Genomic DNA, 13083 nt, shown 5'->3' with positions numbered 1-13083 from the left:
AAGAAATAAAAAACAAGAAAATACCCTGTCGTAAGATGGGGTATTTTCATTTTCACCTCTCGCTCCTTGCTTTCATTTTTAGTTAAAGTCTGCTAATTATGATGTTTTCGCGACAACGTGATTTAAGGAGATTTCCGTGCAACGTGAAGCGTTATTAGACCACGTACTTATCCAGCTAGAGCAATATGGCTTAGCGGCGACTTTACCCGAGCTTCTTCAAGATTCGGGTATCAATGAATCTGACCTTCACCCTTTCTGGCCTGATAGAGACGCATTGATTTTTGATTGTCTTCGCCACCACGGACAGCAAATTGATATTTGGCAACGCCAAGTCATGCTAGATGAAGAACTGACTATCGAACAAAAATTACTGGCTCGTTATGATCAACTGGCGATGCGTCTAGAGAAAAACCGTTTTCCCGGTTGTCTATTCGTAGCGGCTTGTAGCGCATATCCTGATGAGCACTCTCAAATTCACCAATTAAGCCAACGCCAAAAGCAAAGCTCATTTGATTACTCTAGAACGCTACTACACGAGCTTGATATCGAAGATAGTGAGTTAGTTGCTAAACAGATGGAACTCATCTTAGAAGGCTGTTTAAGCCGTTTAATGGTGAATCATCACGCTGATGATATTATTACAGCAAAATTATTGGCGGAAGATATTCTTAAGATTGCTCAATGCCGTAAAAATGGTGCACTAAGTTAGTTTTGAGTGTTAGAAAACGAAAGAAATGAGTTATTTTTTCGCTTGTACTCAATTTCTATCTATTGAGTAGCAAAAAATAAATTAAATCATCAAAAAAAGAGAAAGTTTTCTCTTTGATATGCAAAAAAGTGAATATCTTTACTGATTGTTATTTAAGCACTTTTTACTAAAAAATAGCTTATGATGAAAATTTAAACTCGAATAGAATAAAAAGAAAGCAAACAAACTTATTTTTGCATTTTTTATTAAAAAGACGTTGACGCATCACGCTGAATACGGTTTAATGCGCCTCGTTAGCCCGAATAGCTCAGTCGGTAGAGCAGGGGATTGAAAATCCCCGTGTCCTTGGTTCGATTCCGAGTTCGGGCACCATCTTTAGAAAAACCAGCCTTAGGGCTGGTTTTTTGCTTTCTAGCGGTTTGAAAATCATTCTCAAGATCCTAGCTATTTTCTTTTCTTATATATTTAACAACACTGACGTAATCTCACATCAATTCATACGTTAAAAACATAGTCGTATTCATAGATTTTCAATTAATTTTAGAGCAAAAAACAATGCAATTACATTGCAATGCATTTGCATTGTTTTCTTCTATTATCTATAATCAGTTCATAAAACATACACCGTAAGTAAAAGGAGCAAATCATGCTAACCCACGTTTGCACTGACAACATCGCTCTTGAAGCTGATTCAAAAATAACAGAACGTCATCAAACCACAATTCCCGCGTCAATTAGAGAAGCTCTACATCTTAGTGGTGGAGATCGTATTCACTACAAATTACTGAGCACTGGTGATGTACTTATCTCACGTCACAGCGATGGATCTGAAGATCCTGTTATGGCATCGTTTCTTAATTTTCTCGCTCAAGATATAACTAATCATCCTCAAACCATTCAACCTCTCGATATATCTCGTGGTTTTGAATTAGTTGAAGGTATGGATATCAACCTTGACGATGACATCACCGATAACGAATAAAATAATATGGATTTCCCTACAGATTTGAATGGATGGACAATCTACGCACATCCTTGCTTTAAACAACAATATGATGAATTACTACAAAAAGTCGAAGCTCTGAAAAAAAAATATCCCGAAGATTATCAGAAAAAAGCAGATACAAAAATTTTTGCTCATGTATTGAAATCTATAGTAAACATCACAAATGACCCACGGGCACCAGAGTTTAGGTTGGGTAATACTTTAGGAGAAGAAAATAAAAATTGGTCACGAATTAAATTAGTAAATGGAAGATATCGTTTATTTTTTAGATTCAGTTTTAAGGAAAAGATCATCATTCTGGCATGGATAAATGATAATGATACTTTGCGAACTTATGGCAATAAAACTGATGCTTACCGAGTCTTTGAGAAAAAACTAAAGAAAGGTCATCCACCTAAAAATTGGAATGATTTATTTAGTGACTGTATAAATGAAGCTGACTGTCAGGATCCTTAATTTTCTATCTCTTATCACCTTTTTAAGGTGATAAGTTTTTGTTTACAAAAAAAGATAATTCTTATTAAGTCAATAATCGATTGAATATTTGCCTATAATTTTTAGAAATACATTAAATCTCTTAGTGAAGAACATTATCATTTTTTGAAAATGAAAAATAGAATATACAAAATATTTTATAATTATTGATTTTCATCTTAATTATTAAAGTAGAGTAATATCATTTTCATTAGATATAATTAATATCTAAACTCTGTTTCCTATAATATCGCTCTAAACGGTATGATTTATCACCCAAGGATCACCAAAAATGGAATTTCCCAAAGATCGGATCTCTCATTCCTTTATCTGCGTACTTGCCTTTGTAGGTTATTTTTTCTCATCGTTTAGTCTATTACTGACTCCCTCTCCTATTGCACTATTTCAATCGCCTTATATCATCTCATTGGTAAGTTTTTTTATTTACCTCCCCTACTGCTTGATTATTTGGTTTGCTTATCAAAAAAATATTAAATTAATGCCGTTAGGCCATCTTCAATGGAGCACACTAAAAGCCCCTTTTTTAGCCTTAGTGGGATTATATTTTATTAGTTTATTTTTAGGCTCTGAAGATAATTCATGGGTTACAGAAATCGAATATATTACAGGCTTTGCCTTCTTCTTATTTGCTCTTTCTGTTATTTTTGTTGCTCCAATTACTGAAGAAATCATTTTTAGAGGTTTTCTATTAAATGCAGGTATGTGGTATGGCAATATAGGCAAATGGATTGCCATTATTCTCTCGTCACTTCTATTTGCAGCGATGCACACTCAATATGAGTCAATCACTACGTTTATCCTTATTTTTGTTGTGGGTGTTGTTTTTTGCCAAATCAGAATAGGAACTCGTTCATTAATCGCTCCGATAGTGTTACATGGAATACACAACACAATCAGTATCATTTTTTTAATGTTATAGAGTTTTTATTTAGTATATTTCTATTTTTTATAATAAAAAACTTATTAACTTAAAAAGAAATGATACTTAATAGATGAAAATGTTTTTATTATTTTTTAGAGAATGATCTGATTCTATACACAATAATACCGAATATTATTTATAATCATCTCAATAAGTTATATTAAATTCTATAAAAAATAAAATTGAAAAACAAATAGAGAATGTGATTATAACTACATGCTTTTTCAACGTTTTAAAGTATGATAAGAGATATTAATATGATAATAACATTGCCATTTTCTTAAATTAAGAGAACCTTTATGAATTTGTTTTTCCAAAATAGCCTAGCTTTTCCCAGCATTATTTTTAGTGCATTACTTATTATTATCTCTTTCTATTGGCTCTGCGCTGCTTTTGGATTATTAGATATTGATTTATTTAATATTGATAGTGAATTAGATATCAATGTTGATGCAACAGGGCTTGCTGGTTGGTTAACTAAATTAGGATTAGCGGGTATTCCTGTCACCATTATTTTAACTTTATTCACCCTTTTTGGCTGGTTTATCAGTTACTTTACTAATTATTGGATTATCAATGCTATTGAAACAAGTTTTATTCGTTATTTAACGGGTTTTATTGCCTTTATCATTACTTCTTTTATTGCACTTAATCTTACTGCTGTTTGTTTAAAACCGATCCGTAAAAAACTGATGTCACGTAATAAGCCTAAATCAGTACACCAATTGATAGGTAAATTAGCCATAGTACGATCAGCGAATGTAACAGAAAACAAAGGTGAAGCTGTTTTAGAAGATGGAGGTGCAGGTTTAATTTTACAAATTAGAGCGCCTGAAACAGAAAATATTAAACGAGGGGATAGCGTAGTTATTATTAGTTATGACGCGCTCACTCACAGTTATCAAGTCGTAACGGAAGATGAATTTCATCGTTAATATCCACATTGATGAAAGACAATTTAGTTAACAGACAAACACTATTAAAAAATGACGGTATCGTCTGAACCTATGGAGAAAAAAGTATGGATTTGGCTTTCGTTATGCCTTTCTTAACTGTCGTTGGTTTCGCAATCCTAATTATTTTAGGGCTATTTGGATTATTTAAGGCTTTCTATATTAAGGTGCCTCAAGGTACAGCCTTAATTGTCAACGATATGACCTCACAACCTAAAGTCCATTTTACGGGTGCATTGGTTTATCCTGTTATCTACAAAAAAGAGTTTATGCGTATTTCTCTTTTAACGTTAGAAGTAGACCGTCGTGGTAAAGATGGCTTGATTTGTCAGGATAATTTACGTGCAGATATCACAGTTGCTTTCTATCTACGTGTTAATGAAACCACCGAAGACGTACTAAAAGTCGCGAAAGCCATTGGTGTTGATAGAGCTTCTGATCATCAAGCAGTCAGTACTCTTTTTAGTGCAAAATTTTCTGAAGCATTGAAAACGGTAGGTAAACAATTTGAACTGTCTAAGCTTTTTGAAGATAGACAAAATTTCCGTGATCGCATTGTTGATGTCATTGGTAAAGATCTAAACGGCTATGCATTAGAAGATGTTGCTATCGACTATTTAGAACAAACCCCGAAATCAGCGCTTGATCCTAATAATATTTTTGACTCTGAAGGTATCCGTAAAATCACGGAAATTACCGCCATTCATAATATTGAAACCAACCAAAAAGAGCGCGATCAAGAGCTCGCTATTCAAAAGAAAAATGTTGAAACTCGCGAAGCAAGTCTGGCTTTAGAGCGCCAACAAGCAGATGCAGAAGCACGCCAAAAACGAGAAATCGACAATATTCGCGCTCGTGAAACGTCAGAAACGCTACGCGTTCAAGAAGAAGAGCGTCTTAAAGCAGAGCAGGCTCGTATTCAGACTCAACAAGAAATTGAGATCCGTGAAGAAAACCGTATGCGCGAAGTAGAAGTTGCACAACAAAATCGTACCCGCGCCGTCACTATTGAACAAGAGCGTGTGAATCGTGCGCGTGAGTTAGAAATTGTGGCTCGTGAACGTGAAGTTGAGTTGCAACGTATTGAGAAAGAAAAAGCATTAGAAGAAGAACGTAAAAACATCTCAAATGTTATCCGTGAGCGTGTTGCCGTAGAAAAAACCGTAGCTCAAGAAGAAGAACGCATTAAAGAAGTACGTGAAGTTTCAGAAGCTGAACGTATGCGCCAAGTCACTGTGATTAATGCACAAGCAGAAGCGGAAGAATCTTTAGTTCGCCAAGTGAAAAGAGCTGAAGCCGATGAATCTAGTGCTAAGCACAAAGCTGAAGAAATCAGCACCATGGCGAAAGCGGAATTAGAAGCCTCAGTAAAACAAGCTGAAGCGAAAAAACGTTTAGCTGAAGGTATTGAAGCAGAGCATGCAGCATTAGGTCTTGCTGAAGCTCGTGTACGCCAAGCAACTGCAGAAGCTGAAGAGAAAGAAGGATTAGTGCTTGCTAATGTCACCGCTGAAAAACTATTGGCGGAAGCACGAGGCATGAAAGAAAAAGGCTTAACTGAAGCGCAAGTGATGGAAGCTAAAGCACAAGCCCAACAACAACAAGGCCTTGCAGAAGCGAAAATCTTGGAAGAAAAATTAGCCGCTCAAGCGCGTGGCGAAGAACAACAAGCACATGCAAAAGAGAAGCTCGGTTTAGCGGATGCTAAGATCCTTGAAGAAAAACTTGCCGCTCAAGCACGCGGTGAAGGCCAATTAGGTTCAGCACAAGCCGAAGTTATTCGCCAACGCTTGAAAGCAGAAGCCGATGGTTTAACTGATAAATTTAAATCGATGGATCACCTTAGCGATACGGCTCGTTCGCACGAAGAGTTCCGCATGCGTCTTGAAAAACAATTTGAACAAGCAATGGCATCTATTGAAGCCAACAAAGAAATTGCACGCGAACAAGCTGATGTATTGGCAGCCGCTCTAAGCAAAACCAATATTGAAATTGTGGGCGGTGATGGCAACTTCTTTAATACCTTCTCTAAAGCATTAAGCTTAGGCAAAGCTGTTGATGGTTTTATGGATAAAAGCAGTTTTGCCAAAGAGAACGTTGAAAAGCTGATTAACCGTACTCAACAAGATAAAAAACTCGATATCGCTTCTTTATTAAAAAATCCTGAAGTTCAAGATTTAATTAATGGATTTATGGCAACAAAAGGCGCCAGTCAGCTAATTAAAGATGTGACAACTAAATCAGACTCCTCTAAAGAAGAATAATTTCATTTAAAGGAGGTGAAAAGACATAGCGTTTATCTCTGTGTCTTTTCTTTTGTTTTTATCGTTTAAGCCAAGGAAATCCGTTATACCATGTCTGACATTCTGGATACGAATCGCGAGCAGGAAATACTCGATAGCGCCGTTGCACAAGGTGGTGCGTATGAAATTTTACGCAAACGCCTCACTGAGCAAGGTCAACAACTTCATCAAAAAGCCACTGAGCTCAATCAGCATCGCTTAGATGAATTTGGTCAAAGCCAAATGGATATTATTGGCCGTATTCGTATTCGCACTGAAAATAACTGCCAAGCCAGAGATATTGTTCGTGTAGGTAAGTGGTTACTATTTGGTTATAACGTTTTCCTTGGATTAAAACGTGAAACACATCTTGAAGATGTTTTTTCGCTTTATCGTTTAATTGAAAATGAGGGCGAGTTTGATGTTGAAGCCGTACCTTATGAAAATACGTTCTTAAACGACAATCGCTTTATTCAAGATTTTACTGAGCTCTATACTTACTATAAAAATACGCAACTATTACAGCTAGTTGAGCGTGACGGAAAGTTACTCGCCAGTTTCCAGATTGGTGCTCGTATTACTGATGTGCGTGTTTTTCGTTGGTCAATTTCAAGTGATAAGCAACGTATTGAATATATTGATAATCGTGGTGAGCGAGATATCGCTCTTCCCCCTGCTTACGATTTTGAATGGACGAAAACCCAACGTGAAGATACGGTTAATGGTCGTTTCCCTCATATCAATATTCTTGATACCGTTTTTGTCGAAACAACCGGTGGCGATCTAACGGTCAAATGTGAAAATAATACGGAAGATGGTTTAGGTATTTATCGTGAAGCCGTATTAGATAAAAACCAATCTCTTGATGATGCACAAATTGAATATGCTCAAACAGGCAGTTTAATTCTATTAAAAATCTTACCATATCGAGAAGAAAATTGGCGTTATTTGGTCTACAACATTTTGACGCAAACTGTCCAACGCATTGATGCAATTGGACAAGCTTGTGTTCAACTACCTGAAGATCATGGCATTATTTTTCCTGGCGGTTATTACCTGCAAAATGGTGAATACAAAACCTTTGATCAACCGATGGAAGGTATGTATTTCCGCCGTCTACGCCGTTCGCCTAATGGTGAAGACGTGTTATATGTTTTCTACTCGCCTTCACAAGGTCGCCTTGCGCTTTTCAATTACAATATGATTGAGCGCAAACTTGCTGTGCCTCTAATTGGCCACGGCTATGCGATGTTAGAAGACGGAAAAATGGTACTCTTTGAAGGTGAAGGCGAAGAAGCAACACGTGTTCATCCAATGCAAGTTTGGCAAACTCCCTTCTATTCTGAAGAATTTGCCGATAAACAACCGCCTCGTAATGGTTTCTATGGAAGAATTGGTAATGCCGATTTAGTTCGAGGGATCTCTGAAATATTGCATGTCGCAAAAGAAATTGAAGGTAATCAAGTTTCTATTGCTCGTTATGAGCAACTCAGTTCACAACCTAAAAATTTATTAGATCTCTATTATTGGTTTAATGATGAACACTGTTTAGGTATTGGAAAACTCCTCAAAGATATCGCTCAAACCAGCGAATTAGTCCTTGATGAATATGAAAAAGTAGAAAGTATTCGTCAGCAATCTGCGAAATCCATGCTTGAAGCGGTTAATCGCCAAAAATCACTACTCGCCTTAACACTGCCTGATAGTTGGACTGATATACAACAATTTGTTGATAGCTTAAATTCACTGAATGCTCATCGTGGGCATCTGATTTCATTGCGTGAATTCCGTTATATGGATTTAACCAAGCTCAACGTGATGGAAACGGAAATTACGGAAACTCAGCAACGCGTTTCTCAAGCTACAGCGCTTTTTCTTGCCAGTGATAAAGCATTACAACCGTTTAAAACTCAGCTTGTTACCTTTGAAAATCTCATTGAAAAAGCACAAAACAGCGCACAGTTAGATATCCCGATGAATGACATGGAAAAAATGTCTACTGATTTGGATATGCTTTCTAATTTAATGGCATCTTTAACATTCCAAGATATCACTCAACAAACGCATATTATTGATGCAATTTCACAGATCTATGCTCAACTAAACCAATCCCGCGCTCGACTACAACAAAAACGCAAATCACAAAGTAGTGTCGAAAGCGTGGCCCAATTTGGCGCACAATTTCGCTTGTTTAGCCAAGGGATCACTAATGCATTATCCCTTGCAACCGATCCTGAGCGTTGTGATGATCAACTTTCTCGCTTATTGCTTCAATTAGAAGAGCTGGAAAGCCAATTTAGCCATCATGATGAATTTCTTGATGATATTCTCGCTAAACGTGAAGAGTTAGTTGAAACCTTTGAATCTCACAAACAAGTACTGCTTGATGATCGTCAACGTCGATCACAAAGCCTGCTTACTGCGGCAAATCGCTTGCTGGAAAATCTGCAACGTCGAACCTCTCGCTTACAATCACAAGATGAGTTAAATGCATTCTTTGCATCCGATCCACTATCATTAAAAACGCGGGAAATCATTGAAAAACTAAGAGAAATCAATGATAACGTCAAAGCTGATGATATTGATGCGCGTCTAAAATCCTCTCGTGATCAGGCTATTCGTATTCTGCGAGATAAAACTGATATTTTTGAAGACGGCGGTAATATCATTAAATTAGGGCCTCGCCATCGTTTTAGTGTTAATACGCAAGAGCTTGATCTCACTATCTTACCTAAAGAAGATAAACTCTGGTTATACCTGACAGGAACGGATTACCAAGAGCCGATTGAAAATGCAGAACTTGCCCAATTACAGCCTTATTGGAATGCTTCACTTGAGTCTGAATCAGACACCGTTTATCGCGCAGAATACCTTGCTTACTCCATTATTTATGCGGCAGGAAAACGTCAAGATGGTCTTGATTACGAAACACTAAAAGAAGCACTCACTATTCCAGAAAAGCTGGAAAAGCTCGTGCGTGATTTCGCAACGCCACGTTATAAAGAAGGCTATGAAAAAGGGATCCACGATCACGATGCGATCGCTATATTGAAAAAGCTGATCCCAATAGGTGAAAGTGCCGATCTTCTACGTTATAACCCCACTGCACGCGCAGTAGCCGCACTATTTTGGGAAACCAAACAAAATGAGCAATACCCTGCCCTGTGGCCTGAACGTGCAAGAACAGCACTGAATATTCAGCAATTATTCCATACAGATGACGCATTAACCGACCTGCAAGCTGAAATTGAAGCGGATATACGCCTATTTCTTCATGATAATCCGATTGAGTGCGAACACTATATTCCGATACAAGCCTCTGAATATTTAAGCTTTGCGTTGGCGAAAACACCCATTGAATTGGTTTATAGCAAATACGCTAAAGAGCTAGTGATTGCACTGCAAAGTCGATTAGAAGAAGCCCATATGTGGATGGACTTTAATCGTTCACAACAAAATTTAGGTGCGCGATACGCACAGCGTTGGGCACTGATCCAAAATTGGCTACAAGGGTTATGCTCTCTACCTGATTATGCCTATCTTACGCCTTATATTCCGGGTGCTATTGCTATCATTATTTTAGATAAAGTCGCATCAGCCCGTTATAGTGAAGCCGATTTATACTTTACAGTGACGGGACTATTAGGCTCTCACCCAACGATTGAAAATCAAGCGTTATCACTCAGTTTAGATGATTATTTCAGTCGAATGCGCGGGCAGCGAAAAAACTTTATTCCTGCATTTAGACAGTACCTCACCTTGCGTCAGAAAATAGTCAGTGATGAACGTGAGCGCTTAAAACCACATGAATTTAAAGCCAAACCGTTAAGCTCCTTTGTCCGTAACAAGCTGATTAATAATGTTTATTTACCGATTATTGGCGACAATATGGCAAAACAAATTGGTGCTTTAGGAGAAGGTAAGCGCACCGATTTAATGGGATTATTATTAATGATCTCCCCTCCGGGTTACGGCAAAACCACATTAATGGAATATGCAGCCGCACGTTTAGGTCTTATTTTTATGAAGATCAATGGTCCTGCGTTAGGACATAACGTGCTATCGCTCGATCCGGAGCAAGCGCCCAACGCAACAGCGAGACAAGAGCTTGAGAAACTCAACTTAGCACTAGAAATGGGTAATAACGTTATGCTGTATGTGGATGATATTCAGCATACTCACCCTGAATTCTTACAAAAATTTATCTCACTGTGTGATGGAACAAGACGTATTGAAGGGGTATGGAAAGGAAAAACCAAAACCTATGATATGCGTGGCAAAAAATTCTGTGTCGTAATGGCAGGAAACCCTTATACCGAATCAGGCGAAGTCTTCCGTATTCCTGATATGCTGGCTAACCGTGCTGATATTTATAACTTAGGTGAAGTACTAGGTGGTATGGATGAAGCCTTTGCGCTCAGTTATATCGAAAACAGCCTAACATCTAATGCGGTATTAGCACCGCTGGCTCTGCGTGATCTTAACGATCTCTATGTTTTAGTGGATAAAGCAATAGGGAAATCTGTTTCTACCAACACATTAAGTTACCCATATTCAGATGCTGAAATTAACGAAATAGTGATGGTACTTAAGCACTTAATTACCTTAAGAAACGTTATCTTAAAAGTGAATCAGCAATATATTGCCAGCGCAGCGCAATCAGATAAATATCGCACAGAGCCAGCATTCCGCTTACAAGGTAGTTACCGCAATATGAATAAATTAAGTGAGAAAGTATCTGCGGTAATGAATGATGAAGAAATTGAACGCTTGCTAGACGATCACTATCTTGGTGAAGCACAACTGCTAACAACAGGTGCTGAAGAGAACTTATTAAAACTTGCTGAGTTACGTGGAAAATTAACCGAAAAAGACACCATTCGTTGGGCACAAATCAAGAAAGACTTTATGCGTAATAAAGCATTGGGTGGTGATAACGCTGATATTGGCGAGCGCGTAGTATCACAGTTAGCCAATTTGGTGGAAAGTGTGCAAGGTCTACGTTAAAGATAAAAAATAGTCATGTTTAGCCCACTTATTTTAGTGGGCTAAATACTACATAAATAATGTTTTATAAATCGAAAAACCTATTTCACATTCACGATATTGATTTGTTCACAACAAATGAAAGCGTGAACATCGTTAAGATTAAATATATTTACTATTAATAAATCATGATATCAAAGGAAGAATTGTTGTAATATATATTATTAATTCTATTAATAATTAAATTTATAGAAATTTAATTATATTTTATATAATTAATAACGCTACGATTAACAATAAATAACAATATTATTTAACAAATGATTATATCCAGTACATAAAATCCATATTAACTCACACTCTGAAAAGAATGAAATAAACGAGATATTAATAAGAATCACTCTTAATCTATTTATGAGATCTCTCTCTAAAGATAGGAAATTAACTTAGGATTAATAGCATAGAAATGATAGCATCAAAAGTGCTATAAATTAATTATATAATTTACATGACTTTAGTTTAAATAAATTAAAAATTTTTAAATATATTGTCTTCAATTTATTAACAAAGAAGATAGTCGATATCTTCATTAATAATTATTTAAACTTACTATTCTAATTTTTAGATTAAAGTTATCAAAAAGAATTATTCTATTTCTGTCTGATTTAAGCCATTTTTAAACCTGACGAATAGCAACACAACAAAATACTTTCAATAAAAGTGGGCGTACTATGAAAAGCATGTTTACGACTCGGGAACTCCCTGACGTAGATCGGTTTTCCGTATTCAGGGATACAATAAAAGACCGCTTTTTATCGTCTTATGAATGCAATGAAGTCGAATTGCCTCCTCATTCTCGATTTTATGCCAATATTGTCGAGCAACAGGTGACAAATATGCGCTTTATTCAGCTAGAGTCTAATGGGCACTGGGCGAGTAGCCGTCCTTTAACTCATAAACTGAGCTTAGAAGAGCATTTTCAAATTGAGATACAGCGTTCAGGAACCAGCCATCTTACTCAAGATGGAAGAACCGCATTTCTACGGCAAGGTGACTTTTGTATTTTTGATATGGCAAGACCCGTATCATGGTCTTTTGATAACGATTACTCATTATTTAAAATTTTGATCCCAAGAGAGAAATTGGCATCACGTTTAGGCAATACCCAAAATCTCACCGCAAGAGCGATACGTGGTAATAGCATTACTGGCTCTCTCGTTTATAGCTTTGTGATGCGCTATATTCCGTTCTTAGATTCAATGCCACCACAACATGCACAGCAACTTGCCGATATTTTATTGAATCTAATTACATCTGCTTTCAGTGAATACAGTATTGCGACACCACCGCAAAGCTTAGGAAGATCAACGCTATTTTATTTTGCTCAGCACTATCTTGAGCAACATCTTTCTGATCCTGATCTCAGTGTAAATGAATGTGCAAATGCGTGTGGGATCTCCGTACGCTATTTACAGATGTTATTTAAAGAACAAAATACGTCTGTACTTCGTTGGATCTACCAAAAACGTCTTGAGAATTATAAAACGGCTTTAGTTAATCCTCTCTTGGCAGAGAAAAATATTACACAGTTAGCTTATGAATGTGGATTTAGCGATATTTCTAATTTGAGTAGAAAATTTAAATCCGAATTTTTTATGACACCTTCCGAATATCGGAAAATACACTCATTAAGATAAATAGACTAATTATCTCCCCCTCTAGTTTACATT

General features: G+C 36.8%; 8 protein-coding genes and 1 tRNA gene. All 9 read left to right on the top strand.

What is annotated here, in order from left to right; all coding sequences use genetic code 11:
- Positions 1–136 precede the first annotated feature (136 nt).
- The 9 genes from C0T34_RS15385 to C0T34_RS15345 all read left to right on the top strand — a co-directional run bounded on the left by C0T34_RS15385 (position 137) and on the right by C0T34_RS15345 (position 13050).
- A complete protein-coding gene (locus C0T34_RS15385) occupies positions 137–709 on the top strand; it encodes a transcriptional regulator (RefSeq protein ID WP_098941859.1) in 573 nt (190 codons plus the stop codon).
- A gap of 296 nt (positions 710–1005) precedes the next feature.
- Positions 1006–1081, top strand: a tRNA-Phe gene (locus tag C0T34_RS15380).
- A 274-nt stretch (positions 1082–1355) separates the two neighbouring features.
- The gene (locus C0T34_RS15375; protein ID WP_075673430.1) at positions 1356–1691 is read left to right on the top strand and encodes a type II toxin-antitoxin system PrlF family antitoxin; all 336 of its coding nucleotides are present in this window, start codon (positions 1356–1358) and stop codon (positions 1689–1691) included.
- A 6-nt stretch (positions 1692–1697) separates the two neighbouring features.
- Positions 1698–2171 carry a type II toxin-antitoxin system YhaV family toxin gene (locus C0T34_RS15370; protein WP_075673429.1) on the top strand — a complete coding sequence of 158 codons (474 nt, stop codon included), beginning with the start codon at positions 1698–1700 and terminating at the stop codon, positions 2169–2171.
- Between the two features lie 310 nt (positions 2172–2481).
- On the top strand, positions 2482–3129 hold the full coding sequence (locus C0T34_RS15365; RefSeq protein ID WP_109850424.1) for a type II CAAX endopeptidase family protein: 648 nt from the start codon (positions 2482–2484) through the stop codon (positions 3127–3129).
- A gap of 302 nt (positions 3130–3431) precedes the next feature.
- Entirely contained in the window at positions 3432–4067 is a 636-nt protein-coding gene (locus tag C0T34_RS15360) for an OB-fold-containig protein (RefSeq protein WP_109850423.1), read from the top strand.
- An 86-nt stretch (positions 4068–4153) separates the two neighbouring features.
- Entirely contained in the window at positions 4154–6349 is a 2196-nt protein-coding gene (locus tag C0T34_RS15355; protein WP_109850422.1) for a flotillin family protein, read from the top strand.
- Positions 6350–6439: 90 nt separating this feature from the next.
- Positions 6440–11374 (top strand): DNA repair ATPase, encoded by a 4935-nt coding sequence (locus C0T34_RS15350; RefSeq protein ID WP_109850421.1) that lies wholly within the window; start codon positions 6440–6442, stop codon positions 11372–11374.
- Between the two features lie 710 nt (positions 11375–12084).
- Positions 12085–13050, top strand: a complete 966-nt coding sequence (locus C0T34_RS15345) for a helix-turn-helix domain-containing protein (RefSeq protein ID WP_098941852.1) — start codon at positions 12085–12087, stop codon at positions 13048–13050.
- The last annotated feature ends 33 nt before the right edge of the window (positions 13051–13083 follow it).

This window comes from Proteus sp. CA142267, from assembly GCF_003336825.1.
Lineage (GTDB): Bacteria > Pseudomonadota > Gammaproteobacteria > Enterobacterales > Enterobacteriaceae > Proteus > Proteus terrae.
The sequence above is the reverse complement of the archived record's forward strand: the minus strand, read 5'-3'. Positions and strand labels throughout refer to the sequence as shown.